General features: G+C 68.1%; 18 protein-coding genes. 1 reads left to right on the forward strand and 17 read right to left on the reverse strand.

All coding sequences use genetic code 11. From position 1 onward, the window contains the following. Position 1: 1 nt before the first annotated feature. Genes coxB through FHU13_RS07160 form a run of 8 tightly spaced genes read right to left on the reverse strand, consistent with a single transcriptional unit; the run spans position 2 to position 8,420 of the window. Positions 2 to 1,090 carry a cytochrome c oxidase subunit II gene (gene coxB / locus FHU13_RS07125; RefSeq protein WP_183435180.1) on the reverse strand — a complete coding sequence of 363 codons (1,089 nt, stop codon included), beginning with the start codon at positions 1,088 to 1,090 and terminating at the stop codon, positions 2 to 4. Further along, positions 1,090 to 1,611: a hypothetical protein gene (locus FHU13_RS07130; protein WP_183435181.1), complete on the reverse strand. Its 522-nt coding sequence runs from the start codon at positions 1,609 to 1,611 to the stop codon at positions 1,090 to 1,092. The genes coxB and FHU13_RS07130 overlap by 1 nt, the downstream gene beginning before the upstream one ends. Continuing rightward, positions 1,604 to 2,560, reverse strand: a complete 957-nt coding sequence (locus tag FHU13_RS07135) for a hypothetical protein (RefSeq protein ID WP_183435182.1) — start codon at positions 2,558 to 2,560, stop codon at positions 1,604 to 1,606. The genes FHU13_RS07130 and FHU13_RS07135 overlap by 8 nt, the downstream gene beginning before the upstream one ends. Next, on the reverse strand, positions 2,557 to 3,084 hold the full coding sequence (locus tag FHU13_RS07140) for a cytochrome c (protein WP_183435183.1): 528 nt from the start codon (positions 3,082 to 3,084) through the stop codon (positions 2,557 to 2,559). Before FHU13_RS07140 ends, FHU13_RS07135 begins: the two co-directional genes overlap by 4 nt. Continuing rightward, positions 3,081 to 3,599, reverse strand: coding sequence for a DUF3341 domain-containing protein (locus FHU13_RS07145; protein ID WP_183435184.1), 519 nt, complete (start codon positions 3,597 to 3,599; stop codon positions 3,081 to 3,083). Before FHU13_RS07145 ends, FHU13_RS07140 begins: the two co-directional genes overlap by 4 nt. Beyond that, the gene (gene nrfD / locus FHU13_RS07150; RefSeq protein ID WP_183435185.1) at positions 3,596 to 4,966 is read right to left on the reverse strand and encodes an NrfD/PsrC family molybdoenzyme membrane anchor subunit; all 1,371 of its coding nucleotides are present in this window, start codon (positions 4,964 to 4,966) and stop codon (positions 3,596 to 3,598) included. Before nrfD ends, FHU13_RS07145 begins: the two co-directional genes overlap by 4 nt. After that, positions 4,963 to 7,773, reverse strand: coding sequence for a 4Fe-4S dicluster domain-containing protein (locus tag FHU13_RS07155; protein ID WP_183435186.1), 2,811 nt, complete (start codon positions 7,771 to 7,773; stop codon positions 4,963 to 4,965). Before FHU13_RS07155 ends, nrfD begins: the two co-directional genes overlap by 4 nt. After that, a complete protein-coding gene (locus tag FHU13_RS07160) occupies positions 7,761 to 8,420 on the reverse strand; it encodes a cytochrome c3 family protein (protein ID WP_183435187.1) in 660 nt (219 codons plus the stop codon). The genes FHU13_RS07155 and FHU13_RS07160 overlap by 13 nt, the downstream gene beginning before the upstream one ends. A gap of 808 nt (positions 8,421 to 9,228) precedes the next feature. Between FHU13_RS07160 and FHU13_RS07165 the strand changes: the two genes are divergently transcribed. Continuing rightward, entirely contained in the window at positions 9,229 to 10,056 is an 828-nt protein-coding gene (locus FHU13_RS07165) for a hypothetical protein (protein WP_183435188.1), read from the forward strand. Positions 10,057 to 10,087: 31 nt separating this feature from the next. Here the strand turns inward: FHU13_RS07165 and FHU13_RS07170 are convergent, their stop codons facing one another. The 9 genes from FHU13_RS07170 to FHU13_RS07210 all read right to left on the reverse strand — a co-directional run bounded on the left by FHU13_RS07170 (position 10,088) and on the right by FHU13_RS07210 (position 19,867). Then, a complete protein-coding gene (locus FHU13_RS07170; protein ID WP_183435189.1) occupies positions 10,088 to 10,303 on the reverse strand; it encodes a hypothetical protein in 216 nt (71 codons plus the stop codon). A gap of 185 nt (positions 10,304 to 10,488) precedes the next feature. Then, positions 10,489 to 11,373, reverse strand: a complete 885-nt coding sequence (locus FHU13_RS07175) for an SMP-30/gluconolactonase/LRE family protein (RefSeq protein WP_183435190.1) — start codon at positions 11,371 to 11,373, stop codon at positions 10,489 to 10,491. Positions 11,374 to 11,485: 112 nt separating this feature from the next. After that, positions 11,486 to 12,388 (reverse strand): NAD(P)/FAD-dependent oxidoreductase, encoded by a 903-nt coding sequence (locus FHU13_RS07180; protein ID WP_183435191.1) that lies wholly within the window; start codon positions 12,386 to 12,388, stop codon positions 11,486 to 11,488. A gap of 70 nt (positions 12,389 to 12,458) precedes the next feature. Further along, the gene (gene grxD / locus FHU13_RS07185) at positions 12,459 to 12,794 is read right to left on the reverse strand and encodes a Grx4 family monothiol glutaredoxin (protein WP_183435192.1); all 336 of its coding nucleotides are present in this window, start codon (positions 12,792 to 12,794) and stop codon (positions 12,459 to 12,461) included. Positions 12,795 to 12,867: 73 nt separating this feature from the next. Beyond that, complete coding sequence (locus FHU13_RS07190; protein ID WP_183435193.1) at positions 12,868 to 13,104, reverse strand: BolA family protein; 237 nt, start codon at positions 13,102 to 13,104, stop codon at positions 12,868 to 12,870. Positions 13,105 to 13,130: 26 nt separating this feature from the next. Next, positions 13,131 to 15,356 (reverse strand): phosphoribosylformylglycinamidine synthase subunit PurL, encoded by a 2,226-nt coding sequence (gene purL / locus FHU13_RS07195; protein ID WP_183435194.1) that lies wholly within the window; start codon positions 15,354 to 15,356, stop codon positions 13,131 to 13,133. A gap of 189 nt (positions 15,357 to 15,545) precedes the next feature. Next, complete coding sequence (locus FHU13_RS07200) at positions 15,546 to 16,730, reverse strand: hydrolase (RefSeq protein ID WP_183435195.1); 1,185 nt, start codon at positions 16,728 to 16,730, stop codon at positions 15,546 to 15,548. A gap of 146 nt (positions 16,731 to 16,876) precedes the next feature. Continuing rightward, complete coding sequence (locus FHU13_RS07205; RefSeq protein ID WP_183435196.1) at positions 16,877 to 19,060, reverse strand: ATP-dependent RecD-like DNA helicase; 2,184 nt, start codon at positions 19,058 to 19,060, stop codon at positions 16,877 to 16,879. 120 nt (positions 19,061 to 19,180) lie between these two features. Next, a complete protein-coding gene (locus FHU13_RS07210; RefSeq protein WP_183435197.1) occupies positions 19,181 to 19,867 on the reverse strand; it encodes a trna delta -isopentenylpyrophosphate transferase in 687 nt (228 codons plus the stop codon). Positions 19,868 to 20,000: the final 133 nt, after the last annotated feature.

The raw sequence follows: 20,000 nt of genomic DNA on the forward strand, positions 1-20,000 counted from the left end.
ATCATTGCGGCGTCTCTCCCGAGGCGGGCGCGCCGGGCACCATAGCGGGACTGCGCAGGGTCTGGTTCGAGGCGGCGTCCTGCGGGGTCTGGCCGGGCGCGCAGATGTTCTGCGCGGGCGCGAGGTCGAGCGAGCCGATCAGGTCGAACCGATCGGTGCCGTGGCGGATATAGGCGGTGAGCGCCTGGATCTCGCCGTCCGAGAGCTTGCCCTCGTAGCTCGGCATGATCGGCTCGTAGCCGGCGACCACGTCGCGTTGCGGCTGGAGGATCGAGTCGCGGATATAGGCTTCATCGACGCTTGCCATGCGTCCGCCCTCCAGCGGGACCGACTGTCCCCAGATCCCGGCAAGCGCGGGCGCGTGCACCTTCGAGCCGGCGTTATGGCAGCCGGAGCAGCCGCGCTCGGAGAACAGCCGCTCGCCGAGTTCGGCGAGGCCATCCCGCTCGGGCTGCCGGGTGAGCCACCGCGCGTAATCCTGCGGCTCCATCACGATGACCCGGCCGAGCATGCGCGAGTGGTCGGTGCCGCAATACTCGGTGCAGAGCAGGTGATAGGTGCCGGTCCTGGTGGCCTGGAACCACGTTTCCGTCTGCTGGTAGGGCAGGGCATCGCGCTTCAGGCGGAAGGCGGGGACGTAGAACGAGTGGATCACGTCCTGCGAGGTCAGGAGCAGGCGCACCGGCGCGCCGACGGGCACGTGCAGTTCGTTGATCTCGCGCGTGCCGCTGGGTCCTTGCGTCTTCCACATCCATTGCTTGCCGACGACGTGGATCTCGATGGCGTCCTTGGGCGGCGAGAAGGCGGCGATCTCGACTGAGGCCGCCCACCAGAAGATGAAGACGAAGATGAACAGCGTCGCGGCGGTCCAGCCGATTTCGAACTCCCGCGAAACGAGACTTGGCATCTCACCGCGTTTGGCAGACGAGCCGCGGCGAAAGCGGATCGCGAAGGTCAGGACCAGCCCGACCACGAGCAGGACGATGGCCGAGGAGATCAGCAGGAGGCCGATGAAGATCGCATCGACCTTCGCCGCCTGAACGGAAGCCGATTCCGGCCGCAGGAAGGCGGGGATCAGGGCGTCGAGCATCAGGGCGTGCCTTCCCCCGGCTGGGAACTCGCGGGCGTATTGACCGTGCCCGTCCCGGAGCCGGGGGAGAGAACACGGCTCGACGCGCCGCCGCGGCTGCCGAGCGTGGGCGTCCGCTCCGGCTGGAGAGGCGCTGCGTAGGCCGCGTTGCCGCGCTCCGCGAGGTGCCGCATCGCCTCCTCGATCGGCATGCGGGCAATTCTCTTCTCGCGGTCGATCCAGGCGTAATTGTCGAGCTTGGCCCGCTGGTCCTTGAGCATCGCCGCGAGGTCGACCTCCGGGCTCTGCTGAAGCCGCGGCGGCGGGAAGACCCGCGCCTCCTGGACGAGCGGGCCGAGACCCTGGCGGTTGTAGTAGTACCGCAAGCCTCCGATGGTGACGGCGGCGAAGACGACGATGAACAGACCGGTCAGCAGCAGCGGCTTGAGCCGGATGTCGGGTGCCTCGGTACCGGGCGGGGCATGGCCGACGACGTCGTCGTGGACCCGCGTGTGGAGTTGACCGCGTGCCGCGTCAGACATGACGGAGCCTCCCGCCACGCCGGACGATGAGCCGGGAGGCGAAGCCCGAGAGGAGCACCAGCGCAATGAGAGCGACTACGGTCGCCGCGGCGGCGGAGCTGGCCTCATCCCCGTAGGCCGGGAGAACGAGCCAGGCGAAGTGAACGGCCACGCCGACCAGCACGAGCAGGCCGACGCCGCGCAGCAGCGACGGGCTTCTTCGGACGGCCGAGAAGAGAAGGGCGAGGAAGGGCAGGATCCCGCCGAGGATCAGGCCGGCGACGAGGACGCCGCCCCAAGGGCTCGCGCCACGCTTCAGATACCACGCCGCCTTGGGCGGCAGGTCGCCGTACCACGCCACGATGTAGGACATCAGCTCGAGGTAGATCACGCCGAGGAGCGTCGCGAGCATCAGGCCGGCGAGGTCGGAGGCGCTGCGGGCGTCAACGCTCGGCGGGCTCACCAGCGCGGCGAAGGCGAGTGCGGCGAGGATCTGGTGGAGCGCGACGTCGGCGGGAAAGGCCGAGGCGTTGAAACCGGGCTCGACCGAAAGAATCCAGTCGACGGAGACGAGGCTGATGGTCAGACCGTAGAAGGTGAGGCCCAGGGCGGCAGTGAGCGTGCCGGCTCGGCCGGAGAGGCACAGAGCCGAGAGCGCCGACCAGCCGAGCAGGGTCACGGCCGCGCGGACGAGGAACAGCGTCGGATCGAGGTAGAGGCGCAGGACATCGGGTTTGGCGCCCTTGCCCGAGGCCCAGGGGAAGGCGTGATCGAGCCCGAGGGCGACGCCGAGGAAGGCCAGCGCGGCGAGCGGCACGAGGGCGGTTGCCGGCCGCAGTGCGGGCGCCAGGGTCTCGCCCCAGCGGCCGCCGGTCACCGTATGGATCATGACGAGGACGAGGGCGCCGAAAGGCACCGCGCTCCACACGATCCAGGCGAGGAGCCAGCCGCGGAACAGGGCATCGCTCACGGCAGCTTCTCCGCGAGATCGGAGGCGTCAGCGACGCGGGCGCCCTGCGAGAGCTGCAGCGCGCGGATATAGACGGCGATCGCCCAACGGTCGCGCGGCTCGACCCGGTTGGCGTAGGCGTACATCACGCCGTAGCCGCGGGTGACGACATCGACGAAGTAGGCGGCCGGTGCCGCCCGCAGGCGGTCCTCGTGATAGGAGGGCGGGGCGGGAAAGCCGCGCTGCACCACCATGCCGTCGCCGTGGCCGGTATAGCCGTGGCAGGGCGTGCAGATCGCGTCGTAGCGCTGACGCCCGCGCTCCAGCAGGGCGGCATCCACGGACGGCGGCTCGCGCAGGGCGGTCTCGCGGGCGAGCGCGCCGACCTCGACCGTGCCCTCCGGCGGGCGGCGCGCCTCCGCGTGGTCGGGAAAGAGCGGGGCATTGCCGTAGACCTCGTAGCGCGCCTGCTGGCGCATCGACTGGTCCTCGCAGGCAGCCAGGATGGCCAGTAGCGGCAGCAGCAGGGGGAGGGCGCGCCTCACGGATGCATCTCCGCGACGAGGAGGGCGCCGGCCCGCTCCAGGCTCTCGCGGAGCGCCGTCGCGTCGGCATCCTTCGACGCGATAAGGAGCATGAAGCGGTCCTGGCTCGCGCGCTCGAATTGCGGGATCGCGAAGAGCGGATGGTGCAGGCGCGGCAATCCGCAGGTCCAGAACAGGACGACGAGGCCCGTGATCGCCGCGATCAGCACGCCGAACTCGAACGGTACCAGCAGGAAGACCAGCCAGGAATGCAGCGGACGCCCGCCTGTGTTCAGCGGATAATCGATCACCGACGCGTACCATTGCAGGGCGTACATCGCCGCCGCCGCGCCGAATCCGGCCAGAGCCATCGCCGGCCGCACGCGGTTGCGCGGCGGCGCGAAGGCATCCGTGAGGTCCGGCACCGGGAAGGGTGTGAAGGCGTCGAGCGCGCGGTGGCCGTCAGCGGCGGCCAGCCGCATCGCCCGCACCAGCGCCTCGGGGTTGTCGAACTCGGCGAGGAGCGGGGCGCTCATGACGCCCGCCCTCGCGCCGCGCCCTGGTCGTGGGCGAGCTGGCTGACCTCGTGGATCGAGACGATGGGGAAGATCCGCGCCAGCACGAGGAAGCCGAAGGCAAACAGCCCGAGCGGCGCGATCAGGATCACCCCGTCGTAGAAGCTGACATGGTAGGTCCGCCAAAGGCTGACGGCGTGGCCGTGCGACAGCGTGTTCCAGACGATGAGGATGCGCTCCAGCCACATGCCGAGGTTGATCACGATCGAGATGATCGCGAGCGCACACAGATTGAGGCGTACCTGGGCAAACCAGAGCGCCTGCGGCATGAGGCAGTTGCAAAACAGGAGGCTGTAGTAGAGCCAACGATAGTCGCCGGTGAAGAAGTAGCTGACCACGGCGCGGTCGGCGTGATCGCCGCCGTACCAGCCCATGAACCACTCCGTGGCGTAGGAGAAGGTCATGACGATCGAGGCGAACAGCATCACCTTCGCCATGGCGTCGAAATGGGCCGGGGTGATCAATGCCTGGAGGTTCAGGCCCCAGCGGATGATGATCGCCAGCACCACCACCATGGCGAAGCCTGAATACATTGCGCCGACGACGAAGTAGGGCGGGAAGATCGATTCCTGCCAGCCGGGCATCAGGCTCGCGGCGAAGTCGAGGCCGACGATAGAGTGAACCGAGCAAACCAGCGGGACGGCCAAAGCCGCCATGGTCTTGTGGAAGGTCTCGTAGACCGCCCAGTGCCGGGCCGAGCCGCGCCAGCCGAGTGCCAGCGCGCCGTAGATCTTCCGGCCGAGGCGCGACTGCGCCCGGTCGCGCATCGTCGCGAGGTCGGGCAGCAGACCTGTGAACCAGAAGATCAACGAAAATAGAAGGTAGCTGAGGATCGCCCAGAAATCCCAAACCAGCGCCGAGCGCCATTGCGGCCAGAGATCCATGGTGTTGGGGTAGGGCGCCAGCCAGTAGGAATAGAGCGGCCGCCCGAGATGGATGATCGGGAAGATGCCGGCGATGGCAGCCGCAAACAGCGTCATCGCCTCGGCGAAGCGGTTGATCGAGGCACGCCAATGCTGGCGGGTCAGCAGCAGCATCGAGGAGATCAGCGTTCCGGCATTGCCGATGCCGATCCACCAGACGTAGTTGGCGATGGAGAAGCCCCACACCACCGTCGTGTTCACGCCCGACAGGCCGATGCCGATGGTCAGCACCGCGCCGATGGCGATCACGCTGGCGAGCACCAGCGGCAGCACGCCGAGGAAGGCGATCACCCAGGCACGACCCGGTCCGCGCCGCTGGATCGGGTCGGCGACCGCGGCGCAGATCTCGCCATAGCCGAGGCGCTCGCGGGCGATCCAACGATGGGGCTGGGCATTCCCGCTCACGCATGTTCCTCCTTCAGGTCCGGGTTCGGGGAGCGGAGGTTCGCGAGGTAGGTCGTACGTGGGCGGGTGTTCAGTTCCTCCATCAGCGCGTAGTGGCGCGGATCCTTGCGCAGTTCGGTGATGGCGTTGCCGGGCTTGGCGAGATCGCCGAACTGGATCGCCCGCGTCGGGCAGGCGGATTGGCAGGCTGTGGTGACGGGGCCCATCGCGCGGCCGTCTCGCTCGGCCGCCTGCCGCTCGGTGGCGATGCGCTGGATGCAGTAGGTGCATTTCTCCATCACGCCGCGGGCGCGGACCGTGACGTTCGGGTTGCGCTGTGCCTTCACCGATTCCGCGCCGAGATTCGCGTAGGGCTGGCCGTCCGCGTAGCCGAAGAAGTTGAAGCGGCGGACCTTGTAGGGGCAGTTCGCCTCGCAGAAGCGGGTGCCGACGCAGCGATTGTAGACCTGAAGGTTCAGGCCCTCGCCGTCATGGACGGAGGCCGCGACGGGGCAGACCGGCTCGCAAGGCGCGTGCTCGCAATGCATGCAGGGCACGGGCTGGAACCCGGCGCGCGGCGCCTCAGGGCCGCCCTCGTCGTAGATGTCGATCCGCAGCCAGTGCATCATCCGGCCGCGCGCGATCTCTTCCGGGCCGACCACGGGCACGTTGTTCTCGGATTGGCAGGCGACGACGCAGGCATTGCAGCCGATGCAGGCATCGGTGTCGATCACCATCGCCCAGGCATGGCCGTCCTTGTCGCCCTTCCACGGATCGAGCAGGGACGGCTGATCCGCCCCGATCCCCTTCGGCTCGGCGCTCGCCAGTGCGGCAAGGTCGATCTGCCGGCACAGTTTTCGGGTCTCGCCCTCGATCTCGACGTAGTTCTGCGTGCGCAGGATCGTCTCGGTCCGGTCGGACTTCGCGAGATCGACGCCGGTCACGAGCCAGGGCGAGGCCGCGCTCGCGAGCCCATAGGCGTTCGCACCGATGCCGTTGCCGATGGCGCCGGCCCGCTCGCGACCGTAGCCGAGCGTCAGCATGCCGACGCCCTCGGCGACGCCGGACTCGATCACGATCGGCACCTCGATGGCGCGCCCACCCGCGCTCGCGCGCACGACATCACCGGCCTCGAGCCCGCGCCGCCCGGCGTCCGCGCGGGAGAGTGCGAGCGCGTTGCCCCAGACCTGCTTCGAGATCGGCTTCGGGCATTCCTGAAGCCACGCATTGTTGGCGAAGCGCCCGTCCCAGAGGCAGGGGTCCGGCCGAAGCTCGACGGTGAGGCCCGCGCCCCGACGGGTCTCGGGCAGGGCGATCAGGCGCGGCTCGCCGGGGTCGAGGGTCGGTGCCGCCGTGCCGTCGATGACGCCGTCGTGCAGGCAGCGGCGCCACCAGCCCTCGAAGTCTCCGCCGCCGCGCTCCCGCCACGTCTCGCGCACAAGCGCATATCCGGCCGTCGCGGCACGGCCGGAAAACAGCGGCAGGATCTGGTGGAGCGAGCGCCCGTCATAGAGTGGGCGCAGCAGCGGCTGGACCAAACTTACGGTGCCATCGGTCGCGCGCAGGTCCGACCAGCTTTCCAGTTCATGCGTCAGCGGCAGGTGCCAGTGGGTCGCGCCCGCGGTCTCGTTGCCGTGCAGTCCGGCATGGAGGCTGAAGCGGGCACGCCCGATGCGCTTGGCGAGGTCGAGATCGGCGGGCGCCGTCGCGACCGGATTGCACCCGAGGATCGCGAGGCACGTCACGGCACCGCGGTCGAGCGCGCTCGCCAGATCGGAGAGCGTTGCCGGTTTGCGTCCCTCGATCCCGTCCGGCGGCTCGATGAAGTCCACCGGCGCGCGGAGGCGCGCGTTGATCCAGTGCGCGAGCGCGTGGCATTCCGGCGCGAGGGTGGGCCCGGCCAGCACCAGCGCGCGTCCCTCCTCCCTCTTGAGATCGTCGGCGGCGGCCTGGGCGAATAGCCGCGCCGCCTCGGGCAGTTCGGGGACAGGCAAACCGGCCCCGAGCGTGTTGGCGACCACCGTCAGAACCGCCGGCTGATCGAGGGGATGGACGGCCCGGCGCGCATCCGCCTTCACGCCGGTCAGCGTCAGCGCGGCCTCCGCCACGTAGAGGCGGCCGAACCGCGCCGTATCGCGCCGCCGGCTGATAAGCGCGTTCGAAAACCGGATCTGGTCGGGCCCGGGCCCGAGCGGGTCGGCGCCGACGCACAGGATCGTTTCGGCCCGGTCGAGCCGGGGCAGCGCGCGCAGACGGCGGCCGAATGCGAGCTCGGCCCCGCGTTCGGCATTCACGTCATCAGCCGGCTCATGCCCTTGCCACGTCGCTTCCGGCAGGGCGCGCAGCAGGACATCGATCTGGCGGGCGAGGGTCGGCGAGGTGACGCGGCCGGTGACGAGATGCAGGCCGCGCCCGCGGGCCGCCTGAACCGTCGCGAGCGGTCCGCTCAGCGCCCGCTCGAACATCTCCCAGGAGGCGATGCCGTTGACCCGCTCGGTCACCGTGCGCGAGCGATCGGGATCGTAGAGGTCGAGGATCGCGGCCTCCGCGAACACGTCGGTCGCCCCGAGGCTTCCCGGATGCAACGGATTGCCCTCGATCTTGATCGGCCGTCCATCCACCGCGATGGCATGGACCCCGCGCGCCCAGCCGCTCAGGGAAACGGCCGTCGCGTAGCGCACGGGCACGCCGGGTAGGAGCTGCTCGGGCGAGTGCACATACGGCACGATGGTCTCGACCGGCTTGGAGCAGCCGCCCGCAGCGAGCGTGATGCCGGCGCCGAGCAGGCGCAGCGCCTCGCGGCGCGAGGGCGTCGTCAGCGGTGACATATCGAGCACTCGCTCAGCCGCTCGGGCGATTTGATGTGGCGCTTCTCGGCAAAGCGGGCGCCGATCACCGCCTGATCGGCCGGCGGCTTCCAGGTCATGTCGAACACCGCATCGTGCGGGCGAAGGCTCGGTGCCGGGTCGCGATGGCAGTCGAGGCACCAGCCCATGGTGAGCGGGGCCGACGGCCGCATCAGCTTCATGGTCTGGACCGGGCCGTGGCAGGTCGAGCAGCCGACGCCCTTGGCCACGTGCACCGCGTGATTGAAGTAGACATAGGCCGGCAGGTTGTGGACCCGGTTCCACGTCAGCGGGCGCCCCTCGGCGAGGCTCTGGCGCACTGGCGCCAGCATCGGCGCGTTGGTCCATTCCTGCGAGTGGCAGCTCATGCAGGTCTCGGTCGGCGGAATGCCGGCAAAGGCCGCCTTCTCCACCGAGGTGTGGCAGTAGCGGCAATCGATCCCGAGGCCGCCGACATGATGCTCGTGGCTGAACGGCACCGGTTGCTCAACGGTCACGTCCTGGGCCGTCGCGTAGGGCGAGCGCCACAGCGTGTAGGCGAGCCCCACCGCCAGAACCGGCGCGGCCCCGATCGAGGCGAGGACGACACGAGCCACGGTGTCCGCGCCCGGATGAAAGATCTGCACCATCCCGCGCGAGACGCCTTCCACGCACCCACTTTGGCATCGTTTCAGTTCGAGACTGATCCAGTCCTGCTGCTTTTGCAAGCAGCGGCGTCGATATGTTTCAAATTGCCTTACAAGATTTCTTTAGAGTCCGCGCTCGCAGGCAGAAAAAACCATCAAAAAGCACAGATATGCACTATAGAGACATCATATATTGCGGAATAGCTCTGGCAACGTCTTAGAACACGCTCGGTTCCACCCCATGGTGTTGCGCGCGATCGAAACCGCAGCGCTGTCGCCAAGGCATCACAGGTGCTCCCGCGCAGGCACGGAGGCTGACTTGAACGGCAAACCTTCAGCGTGCGGGAAAGATCAATCGCAGCCCTGCGGCGCGCGGATGGAGGCGGGTCAAAGAAGGGGTTCGTCAGGAAGCGCGGCTGAACGCCCGGCACGCTTGTCGTGCGCCTTGATCGCTACGCGGAACGGCACCGTCCGCGGGACAGAACAACTCAGCGCCCGCGTCGCGCCGCATGATCCGGCAGCCAACTTCCGGGACAAAGCCGCCGGGGGTTTCACGGCCTGACGCTCGTCAGCGGGTCCGCTCCGCGCCGGTAACCTTTCAGTAAACAAACATCGTTAACGAAATGCTTGAACGCCCGACGAGATGTCTTGCGGGTGACGGCCACCGCACCGACCCCAATCGGACAGCGCAGTCTCACCGGAAACATATCAAGTGGGCCGCGACGTCGGATCGAAGCCGACCACCTCCCGGCCGGTACGTCCTTGGATCATCGTTCGAGGTCGTCCGACCTCGTCAGCGGAAAGCTTTGCCATGTCGGAGACGGTCCAAGCGGGCGAGAGCGCGGCGAAGACGACGGCTGGAACGATCTCGCCCGAGGAGATGCTGAAGCAGGCGGTCGCCGGTGCAAAGGCCGAGCCGGTCGCAGCGCCGGCCGCGCCGCTCGCTCGCAAGACCTTCCGCCTCGGCGCCAACGGTCGCCTCGCCGCAGCGAGCGTGGCCGCCCTGATCGGCGGCCTCTCCCTCGGCCTTCTGGCCGCGCCGCAGGAGCGTTCCGGCGCGGTGCTCACGCAGGTTCAAGCCGAGCTGTCGGCGGGACGGGCGGAATCGGCTCGGCTCGCGCAGGAGATCGACCGGCTGGCGCGCACCGCCATGGCCCTGCGCGAGGCGAGTGAGGCCGCTCGCGGTGAGACCAAGTCGCTCGCGACTAGCCTCAGCGACCGGATCGGACGCAGCGAACAGGCGCTCGATAAGCGGCTGACGAACTTGTCCGAGACGGTGGCCCGCGGCGAGCGCGAGCAGAGCGAGCGCATCGCCGGCATGATCGCGCAATTGGAGAAGAAGTCACAGGCCGTCATGGCTGCCGTCCCGGCCAAGATTGAGCCAAAGCTCGAGCTGAAGCAGGAGCCGACGCAGACTGGCAGCCTCCCCGACAAGCCGAAGACCGAGACCCTGGACGCTTGGGCTCTGCGCGACGTCTACGACGGCGTCGCCATCCTCGAAGATCGCCGCCGTCGGCTCGTCGAAGTCGGACGGGGCGATGCCGTGCCCGGCATCGGCCGAGTTGAGGCAATCGAGCGTCGAGGTCGGCAATGGGTTGTTGTCACGCGCCAGGGCATCATCACGCCCCAGGCGTGGTAGGGACACGCCCGCACCGGATGACTGAATCGGTTCAGGTCACCGGCACGACTTCGGCGGGTGTGAGCGCGGCGAGCGTTGCACCCGGCACGACCGGGGCCGACTCGGCAAGCATGGTTGCCCGCTCTACGCGCATCCGGCCGCGCTCTCGCGCCTCGTCTCGCGCCTTCGGCGTAGCGTGGAGGACCATTGCGAGAAACACCTCGCCGTTACCCTGCTCTGTCAGACTCTTCGCGTCGAAGACTGGCATGACCCGCTCCCGCCCTCGGCGAGGGCACGCGGTTTACGAGCAAAAGCTCGACCGTTGGTGAAGAACCAGCGAGTTGGGGATAAGTTCCGCCAGTTCTTCGGCTTTAACCGCACTTTCATATTTGCACCGCACCAGAGGCTACTGCGGTGCGAAGCCGCACGCGACTGCCGCAATAGTTGTACAACTCATGTCTGCGGCAAATCCAGAAGATCTGCCGCGACACCGCAGAAGTCCGTCTCGACCTGATAGAGATGGCCCGCCATCGGATCGAGCGTCGGATCTCGGCCGCGTCGGCAAGTCGTCACGTAGAGGGTCGAAAGGTCGACTCCGCCGAAAGCACACTTCGTGACGAGCGGCGTGGGCATCGGCACGACGTACTCGGCACGCCCGTCCGGGGCGAAACGGGTGATGCGTCCGGCGCCGTAATGGCATATCCAGAGATGGCCCTCGGCGTCGATCGTCAGGCCGTCCGGCTTGCCCCAGCCTTCCTCGAACTGAAGGAGAGGCCGAGCCTCACCGATCCGACCCTCGTCGAGGTCGTGAACCCGTACAATGCCGTCGGCCGTGTCGGTCGTGTAGAGACGGCGGCCGTCCGGACTCACGACGGGGCCGTTCGTTACGACGGCCGCGCTACCGAACGTTTCGAGGTGCGCTCCGTCCCAGCGATGGAAGCGGCCGGTTTCCGCTTTCTCCCCGTCATCCATGCTGCCGAAATAGAGCCGGCCGTCCGGCCCGATCTGTCCGCTGTTCAGCCGATTGCCCTCAGGGTAGTCGTCCGGGCGCACCAGCGGCGTGCGGGATCCGTCCGACAGCCGCAGGGCGGCAACGCCCGATTTGAAGCCGGCAACGACGCGATCCGGATCCTTGGTCAGCAGGGCGAAGCCGATCTTTTCATCGAGCGGCAGGCGTACCGTCACGTTCGTGGACGGCCAGTGGCGCCAGACCGCCGGGTTCTCGATGTCGACCCAGAGCAGCGAACCGTCGCGGGCATCCCATACGACCTCCTCGCCGAGGGCGCAGCCGCAAGCAACGGCAACGCGCGGCGTGTGGGGATGGACGGGTGGGGTCATCACGGCTCCGGAGTGCTGAAAGCGGAGTGGCGTTCGCCCCCGCTTTGAGCAACGCGCCGCCTCGTCACTTTTTCCGTCACGCAGGGAGCGGATGCAGCCGGAAGCGCCCGCGCTACCGGGTCGCCTCCGCCACGAACTCGGCGTTGATGGCGAACGCGGCCATCGCGCCCTCCGCCGCAGCCACGACCGCAAACTGGACCCTGCGCGAGGCATCGCCTGCCACATAGAGGCCGGGCACATTGGTCTTCTCGTATTCGCGGGTCGGCACGACGCTGCGGGTCTCGTCGAGTTCGCAGCCGAGTTGGGAAATAAGCGGGGAGGGGCTGCAGGCGAACGGCATCAGGAAGAGCGCCGCACACGGCGTTTCGCTGCCGTCGCGAAAGCGGAGACAGGTGGGACGCGACCCGTCTCCCTCGAGCCGCGCGATCTCCGCCTCGATCACCCGCACATTGTTGCGGGAGAGCCGCTCGCGGTCCTTGTCCGAGAGGTCGGCGTCGCCACCATTGGTGCAGAGCGTGACGTGCCGGCTCCAGCCGGTCAGTTCGAGGGCGAGCCCACAGCCGCCATGCCCGCGGCCGTAAACGACAAGCGGACGGTCGCGGACCTCGAAGGCGTCGCAATAGGGGCAGGAATGGACACCCGTACCCCAGTAGGTGTCGAACCCCTCGATCGCAGGAATGTCCTGCGCGAGGCCGGTCGCGAGGATCAGGCGGCGCGCCCGCTCGCGGCGGCCGTCGGCCTGGACGATCGTGAAGCCGTCGCCGTCGCGCGAAGCTTGCCAAACAGAGACCTCGCGACACTCGACGGTCTCGTAGCGCTCGAGGTCGGCCCGACCCTGCGCCCGGAGATCAAAGGGTGGGGTTCCGTCGCGGGTGAACAGGCCCCAGGTGCGCGGGGTCGCAGCGTTGCGGGGCTCGCCCGCGTCGCAGAGCAGGACCTTGCGGCGTGCCCGACCGAGGATCAGGGCGGCATTGAGCCCGGCGGGGCCGCCGCCCACAATGATGACGTCGTGCATACTGATCTCCCGGCGCACTCGCCGGGAGACAAGCCCTACGATGGCGAAGGGTTTCCGAAATGGCAGCCGGTCAGGCGGCGCTCTTCACCGGTACGCCCTTCTCGGACAGGAACTGCTGCAACTCGCCCGACTGGAACATCTCGCGGGCGATGTCGCAGCCGCCGACGAACTCGCCCTTCACGTAGATCTGCGGGATGGTCGGCCAGTTCGAAAAGGCCTTGATGCCCTCGCGGACCGCCATGTCGTCGAGCACGTTCACGCCCTTGAACGGCACGCCGAGGTAGTTGAGGATCTGGACGACCTGCCCTGAGAAGCCGCACATCGGGAATTGCGGCGTGCCTTTCATGAAGACAACCACGTCCTGCGAGTCGATCTCGTTCTTGATGGAGGTGTTGACGTCGGTCATCGCACGGTCCTCGTTGTCTCTTCGTCTCGGTCAGGTGTGAAATCAGACCTGTCCGTCCGATTTCAAGATCGGTTCAATCCTGCGGGACACCCGTGGTCAGCGCAAGGGCGTGGAGCACGCCCCCCATCCGTCCCTGGAGCGCACCGTAGACCATCTGGTGCTGCACCACGCGGGTCTTGCCCTTGAAGGCGGAGGAGATGACGGTCGCGGCGTAGTGGTCGCCGTCGCCCGCCAGATCCTTGATCTCGACGTGCGCGTCGGGCAGCGCCTCGCGGATCATCGACTCGATCTCGCGCGCATCCATCGGCATGGGGCTCTCCGCTCGCTTTCGTCTCGTTACGCCGCCGGTGCGGCCGGCTGGCTCGCCATGTAGGCGGGGAACCAGCCCTCGTGCGCGGCCTTCAGCTCGGCCACGGATATGGTCTCTTCGCCGGGCAGCACCAAGCTGTCGCCGCCGACGATGCCAACGGTGGCTGCGTCGATCCCCTGCGCCGAGGCGCTATAGAGGAGGTCGGCCGCCGCCTCAGCCGGTACCGCGATCAGATAGCGACCCTGGTCCTCGCCGAAGAGATAAGCATGGGCCGGCACGCCGTCCGGCGCCGCGGGGAGGGCCGCGCCGAGGCCGCCGGCCATCGCCATCTCGGCGAGCGCGACGGCGAGGCCGCCGTCGGAGAGGTCATGGACGGTGTCGGCGATGCCGGACACGATCAGGCTGCGCACGAAATCGCCGTTGCGGCGCTCGACCGCCAGATCGACCGGCGGCGGTGCGCCCTCCTCGCGGCCGAGAACTTCCGACAGGTAGAGCGACTGGCCAAGCCAGCCCTCGGTCCGCCCGATCAGCACCAGCACGTCGCCCTCGCGCTTGAGCGCGATCGTCGCGTGGCGCTCCACGTCGTCCATGACGCCGACGCCGCCGATGGTCGGGGTCGGAAGGATGCCGACGCCGTTGGTCTCATTGTAGAGCGAGACGTTACCGGACACGACGGGGAAGTCGAGGGCGAGGCAAGCCTCGCCGATGCCCTTCAGGCAGCCGACGAGCTGGCCCATCACCTCGGGCTTCTCCGGGTTGCCGAAGTTGAGGTTGTCGGTGATCGCGAGCGGGCGTCCGCCCACGGCGGTGATATTGCGCCACGCTTCCGCCACCGCCTGCCGACCACCCTCGACTGGATCGGCCTCGCAGTAGCGCGGCGTCACGTCGGTGGTGATGGCAAGGCCCTTCGGCCCATCCTCGACCCGCACGATCGCCGCATCGCCGCCGGGCTTCTGCACGGTGTTGCCAAGGATGAAGTGGTCGTACTGCTCGTAGACCCAACGCTTCGAGGCGAGCTCGGGCGAGCCGATCAGGCGCTTGAGCGCGTCCACGTTCGGCACGCTCGCCTCGACGCTCGAGGCGGCGATCACCGGCTGATGGGTGTTGGCAATGTGCGGCCGGTCGTAGAGCGGCGCCTCGTCGCCGAGTTCCTTGATCGGCAAATCGGCGACGGTCTCACCGTTGTGCTTGATGACGAAACGCAGGGTGTCGGTGGTGTGGCCGATGACGGCGAAGTCGAGCCCCCACTTCACGAAGATCGCCTCGGCTTCGGCCTCCATTCCAGGCTTGAGCACCATGAGCATGCGCTCCTGGCTTTCCGAGAGCATCATCTCGTAGGGGGTCATGCCGGGCTCGCGGGTCGGCACCTTCTCGAGATGCAGCTCGACGCCGAGATCGCCCTTGGCGCCCATCTCCACCGCCGAGCAGGTGAGGCCGGCTGCGCCCATGTCCTGAATCGCGATGACGGCGCCGGAGGCCATCAGTTCGAGGCAGGCTTCGAGCAGGAGTTTCTCGGCGAAGGGGTCGCCGACCTGCACGGTCGGTCGCTTCGATTCGCTCGATTCGTCGAACTCGGCCGAGGCCATGGTCGCGCCGTGGATGCCGTCGCGGCCGGTCTTCGAGCCGAGATAGACGATCGGGTTTCCGACGCCGGTGGCAGCCGCGTAGAAGATCGCGTCGGTGCGGGCGAGTCCCACCGCCATGGCGTTGACGAGGATGTTGCCGTCGTAGCGCCGATGGAAACCGACGAGGCCGCCCACCGTCGGCACGCCGAAGGAATTGCCGTAGCCGCCCACACCGGCGACGACACCTGAGACGAGGTGGCGGGTGCGCGGATGGTCCGGCGATCCGAAGCGGAGCGCATTGAGCGCCGCGATCGGACGCGCGCCCATGGTGAACACGTCGCGGAGGATGCCGCCGACGCCGGTCGCCGCGCCCTGATAGGGCTCGATGAAGCTCGGGTGGTTGTGGCTCTCCATCTTGAAGACGCAGGCCAGCCCATCGCCGATATCGATGACGCCCGCATTCTCACCGGGTCCCTGGATCACGTGGGGACCTGAGGTCGGCAAGCCGCGCAGGTGCTTACGCGAGGACTTGTAGGAGCAGTGCTCGTTCCACATCGCCGAGACGATGCCGAGTTCGGTCAGCGTCGGCTCGCGGCCGACGAGGGCGCGGAAGCGCTCGTACTCGTCGGGTGTCAGGCCGTGCTGGCGCACCAACTCGGGGGTGATCGGAACATCATTGCGAAACATCCGAAGGCCCTGTCCCAAACCTCTGTCGCAGCTCGATCCAGCCCCTCACGAAGCCGGCCGGTGGCGAACCCGACGGGTCCGCTGCGAAGCAAACTCACTTTGCGCATCGCTCTAGAGCGGATCAGCACCGGCTGCCAAGGGCAGGTGCTTCACCGGTCGGGTTGCGCACAAGCCGGCTCGCCCTTTTTGCTAGGTGAATTCCGGGTTCGCCGTCACCACGCGCTGCGTCCGGCAGCGTTCCACCACCTCATGGACTTGCTCCGGCCCGGCGATGAAGGCGACGTAGTCGAAGGCGTCCCGTGCCCGGCTCGACATCAGGAGCTGGAAGTGCATGCGGAACAGGTTCCAGCGTCGCCTCGCCACGAGCTCGGGCTCGATCAGATCCTCGATCTCGACACGCAGCAATGCAAAGCGGTCGCGCGGCGGTGCCGGCAGTCCGGAGGCACTGACCGGATCGCGCAGGTGAATCGAGAGCCAGTCCCAGTTGGCGCGGATGTCGAGCCAACCGATCGCCGTTTCGTTGCCAATCCGGCTCAATGAAGCCCGCGTCTCAACGGCCCGCGGATCGAGGGTGATCCAGGGGATGACGCTGCCGATGGTCACCAGCGTCACCGGCGTGCCGCGCCGGCCGAATTCGGGGTCGGCCCTCAGGATGCGGTCGAGGCATTCGAAGGCGAGGAAGCTCGACGAGGAATGCCCGATCACCACGATCTCGGAGGCCCGCCCCTCCGCCGCGCGGATGCGCTCAGCCCAAGGCTTGAGACGCTCGCGCATCGCGGTCTCGCGGCCAGAAGCGTGATCGTGGGTGAACGCGGTGTCGTCAACGAGATGGGTGACGTAGAGCGGTTTTCCGCGAGTCAGATGCGTCACAAGTGCCAGAATTGCGTAGGCGAGCACCGGGACGAGGGTCGCGCCGGCCAGCAGCGGCAACTGCGCCAGCGGTGTCAGCGTCACCGCCGCGACGGCGAGCGCGAGACTCGCCAGCACGAAGACCAGGTAGAACTGGTGGACGCTGACGATGACCCGATAGAAGCGCCGCGCCTCGCGCTTGAACTTCCGCAGATAGCCGGAGCGCCACAGCCGCCACCATAATCCGGGCAGGCTCGTCAGCCGACGCAGGTTGGAGCGGGGAAAGCGGGCGCGGACGATATCGTCCCAGCGCAGGAGGCTGTAGCGCACCTGCGTCGCCGCGCCGTCGGCCACGCTCTCCACATCCCAATCGAGGCTGATTCCATCGGCCGAGCGGACCGGTTCGCCGACCGTGATCGCCATCCCGCGCCGCTCGGCCGTCAGGCGGCTCTCACGACGGAAAAGGCCCCAATAAGTCTCGGGCTCACGGGGATCGAAACCCGGCAGATAGAAGACCTGCCGCACCGGCTGCATGTCGTCGGGATCAGGAATGGCGAACCGCCGCTCTCGAAAACAGGAAGGTTGAACGTCTCGGTGAGGCGCTCCGTCGCCCGGTGCCTACACGATGCGGCGGTGCCGGCGCGAGGGTAAATCGCGGGCCGAGCCCTACCTCAAGCGGTCTCGAGCCATTCCCGCAGCTTCGTCCAGCGCCGGCGCGAGGCCGCTTCGCGGATCGCCATCCCGATCGCCCGGCGCTGGCCGACCAGCACCACGAGACGGCGCCCGCGGGTGACGCCGGTATACAGCAGGTTGCGTGCGAGCATCGTGCGGTGCTGCGTCACCACCGGGATCACCACCGCCGGATACTCCGATCCCTGAGACTTGTGGATGGTGGTCGCGAAAGACGGCACCAACGTGTCCAGCTCGCCGAAGGGATAGATCACCGCGCGGCCCTCGAAATCGACGACGAGGGCCTCCTCCTCCGCGTCGATGGCGCTGACCGTGCCAAGGTCGCCGTTGAACACGTCACGGTCGTAATCGTTGCGGGTCTCCATCACCCGGTCGCCGGGGGCAAAACGCCAGCCGAAGCGCTCCACCTGCGCCGGGGGCGAGGGATTCAGCACCCGCTGCAGGGCGTGGTTGAGGTTGCGGCTGCCGAGCGAGCCGCGGATCATCGGGGTCAGCACCTGGATGTCGCGCGCCGGATCGAGGCCGAAGCGGCGCGGGATGCGTTCAGTCACGAGTTCGACGAGCCGATCGACGCCCTCTTCCGCGTTCTCGATCTCGACAAGGTAGAAGTCGCTGGGCTCACCCTTCGGCGCAGCGAGCGGCATGCGGCCGGTGTTGATGCTGTGGGCGTTGACGACGATCCGGCTCTCCGCCGCCTGCCGGAAAATCTCGGTGAGCCGCGCCACCGGGACGCGGCCGGACGCGATCACGTCGGCGAGGACCTGACCGGGGCCGACGGAGGGCAGTTGATCGACGTCGCCGACGAGGACCAGGCCGGCATGGTCCGGCACCGCCTTGAGCAGGGCATGCATCAGCGGCACGTCGACCATCGAGGTCTCATCGACGACGATGAGATCGCAGTCGAGGGGATTGTCCTCGCCCCGCTGAAAGCCGCCGTTGCGCGGGTCGATCTCCAGCAGGCGGTGGAGCGTGCGTGCCTCCAGTCCCGTCTGTTCGGCCATGCGCTTGGCCGCGCGGCCGGTGGGGGCGGCAAGCAGAACCCGCACCCCCTTCGCCGTGAGAATGCGCAGGATCGCGTCGAGCGTACTGGTCTTGCCGACACCAGGACCGCCGGTGAGCACGCAGAGCTTCGAGCGGAGCACCAGCCCGACCGCTTCGGCCTGCGAGGCGGAGAGGGTTTTTTCGGTCCTGGTCTCGACCCAGGGGCGGGCCAGTGCAAGGTCGATGGGGGGCCAGGGCGGGGTGCCGGCGGCGCGGTCGGCGAGCCGCATCGCGATGGTGCGCTCGGCCCCGTGCAGGCCCTTGAGGAACAGGCAGGGCTTGCCGCGCAGCGTATCAGCCACCACCTCGCGGCCCTCGCGCAGGGCAAGCGCCGCCGCGACGCGCACGAGATCGGGCGCCACGTCCAGGAGATCGGCGGCAAGACTCACCAGCCGCTCGATGGGCAGGCCGCAATGGCCCTCGTCCATCGCCGTCTGGAGCGCATAGGACACGCCGGCGGCGAGCCGCTGCGATGCATCGCGGGCGAGGCCGAGCCGCAGCGCGATGGCGTCGGCCGTGCGGAAGCCGATGCCGCGGATGTCGCGGGCGAGCCGATAGGGATCTTCGGCCATCACCTTCAGCGAGTCGCCGCCGTAAGTGCGAAAGATGCGGGTTGCCCGCGCGGTGCCGACGCCGTGGGCGTGCAGGAAGATCATGATCTCCCGCACCGCCTTCTGCTCGGACCAGCCCTTGACGATGCGGGCGGCGCGCTTGCGGCCGACACCCTCGACCTCGGTGAGTCGGCCGGGCTCAGACTCGATGATCTCGAACACCGCCTCGCCAAAGCTGGCGACGATGCGCTTGGCCATCATCGGGCCGATGCCGCGCATCTGGCCCGAGGCGAGGTAGCGCTCGATGCCCTCGATCCCCGTGGGCGGCGTCACTTGGAGCGTGTCGGCGCGGAATTGGAGGCCGTGCTCGCGATCGGTGACCCATCGCCCCGACGCCGTCAGCCACTCGCCCGCAGCGATGGCCGGGGCGTGCCCTACCACCGGCACAAGGTCGCGCCGGCCGCGGGCATGGACTTTGAGGACGCAGAAACCGGTCTCGGTGCTGTGGAAGGTGACCCGCTCAACCGAGCCGGCGAGCACGTCGAGATCGGGTGGCCGAACCGGCGCGTTCATCCCCTCACCCCATCATGGTTTCGAAAGGACAAGTCCTTTCGCGGGTCCAGGGCAGAGCCCTGGGATACGCCGGGGCTCCGCCCCGGCACCCTGCCGGAGGGCTCGCCCTTCGGAATCCCGTTACGCAGCGCGATTGCCGCGCCCGGCCTTCTTGGCCGGGGGCCAACCGAGAGCGCGCAGGCGGGCCTTGGCGTAGTCGCGCACCTCCTCGCGGGTGCCGTTCGGCATGGCGTTGAGGATGCCTTGCGTCCGCTCGTCGAGCATCAGGTCGGTCACGGCGTTGATCGACTCCGCCTCGTCGATCAGGCGCTTGAGATCGGCCTCCTGCTCCGTCACCTCGTCGAAGGCGGGCGGCGCATCGAAGTCCTCGTCTACGGCGCGGATCGCCATCGGCTGGTTCTGGCGGAACTCGTCGGCCTCCTCCTCGGAATAGACGAGGCCATGCAACTCGATCAGCTTGAGGATGACCCGGTCCTTCGCCCGCTTCTCGGCCATGGCGTAGACATAGGCCGCTTGCCGGCCGGAGACGCGATAATTCACGTTCACCAGTGCCTCGCCGATCGACCACTCGACCCGTTCCTCGCCCGCCTTCTCGCCGGGCATATGCCCGGTGACGAGGATCACCGCCTCGTCGCGCTCACTTCGCAGCAGGGTCGGCGGGTCGAAGCGGATCTTGGTGTGGGCGGCGATCCGCTCCAGGGTCTTATGGTAGATGACGGCGGTGCCCTGCACACGCCAGACATTGCCCGCGAAGGGCTCGCCATAGCGCACGAGGATGTCGGCAATCTGCTTGTCGGCGGTTCTCATGGTGCGTCCTCAGGATGTGGACAGGGCCCGTGAGCGGAAGCAAGCCACCTCTATCGGTGGCCGATGTTCGCGTTATGTTCTTTCTGTGGACAATATGTGGATAACCCTTGCATGGCAAGTCTGATCGACTGCG

Origin of the sequence: Methylobacterium sp. R2-1, assembly GCF_014191355.1 — a bacterium.
Lineage (GTDB): Bacteria > Pseudomonadota > Alphaproteobacteria > Rhizobiales > Beijerinckiaceae > Methylobacterium.

What these genes read in the sequence shown, in the direction of transcription:
- FHU13_RS07205 (WP_183435196.1), bottom strand. Translation starts at nt 19,060, where the DNA reads ATGAACGCGCCGGTTCGGCCACCCGATCTCGACGTGCTCGCCGGCTCG.
- FHU13_RS07190 (WP_183435193.1), bottom strand. Translation starts at nt 13,104, where the DNA reads ATGCCGATGGATGCGCGCGAGATCGAGTCGATGATCCGCGAGGCGCTG.
- FHU13_RS07160 (WP_183435187.1), bottom strand. Translation starts at nt 8,420, where the DNA reads ATGGTGCAGATCTTTCATCCGGGCGCGGACACCGTGGCTCGTGTCGTC.
- FHU13_RS07130 (WP_183435181.1), bottom strand. Translation starts at nt 1,611, where the DNA reads ATGTCTGACGCGGCACGCGGTCAACTCCACACGCGGGTCCACGACGAC.
- purL (WP_183435194.1), bottom strand. Translation starts at nt 15,356, where the DNA reads ATGTTTCGCAATGATGTTCCGATCACCCCCGAGTTGGTGCGCCAGCAC.
- FHU13_RS07175 (WP_183435190.1), bottom strand. Translation starts at nt 11,373, where the DNA reads ATGACCCCACCCGTCCATCCCCACACGCCGCGCGTTGCCGTTGCTTGC.
- FHU13_RS07180 (WP_183435191.1), bottom strand. Translation starts at nt 12,388, where the DNA reads ATGCACGACGTCATCATTGTGGGCGGCGGCCCCGCCGGGCTCAATGCC.
- FHU13_RS07170 (WP_183435189.1), bottom strand. Translation starts at nt 10,303, where the DNA reads ATGCCAGTCTTCGACGCGAAGAGTCTGACAGAGCAGGGTAACGGCGAG.
- grxD (WP_183435192.1), bottom strand. Translation starts at nt 12,794, where the DNA reads ATGACCGACGTCAACACCTCCATCAAGAACGAGATCGACTCGCAGGAC.
- FHU13_RS07145 (WP_183435184.1), bottom strand. Translation starts at nt 3,599, where the DNA reads ATGAGCGCCCCGCTCCTCGCCGAGTTCGACAACCCCGAGGCGCTGGTG.
- FHU13_RS07210 (WP_183435197.1), bottom strand. Translation starts at nt 19,867, where the DNA reads ATGAGAACCGCCGACAAGCAGATTGCCGACATCCTCGTGCGCTATGGC.
- coxB (WP_183435180.1), bottom strand. Translation starts at nt 1,090, where the DNA reads ATGCTCGACGCCCTGATCCCCGCCTTCCTGCGGCCGGAATCGGCTTCC.
- FHU13_RS07165 (WP_183435188.1), top strand. Translation starts at nt 9,229, where the DNA reads ATGTCGGAGACGGTCCAAGCGGGCGAGAGCGCGGCGAAGACGACGGCT.
- FHU13_RS07155 (WP_183435186.1), bottom strand. Translation starts at nt 7,773, where the DNA reads ATGTCACCGCTGACGACGCCCTCGCGCCGCGAGGCGCTGCGCCTGCTC.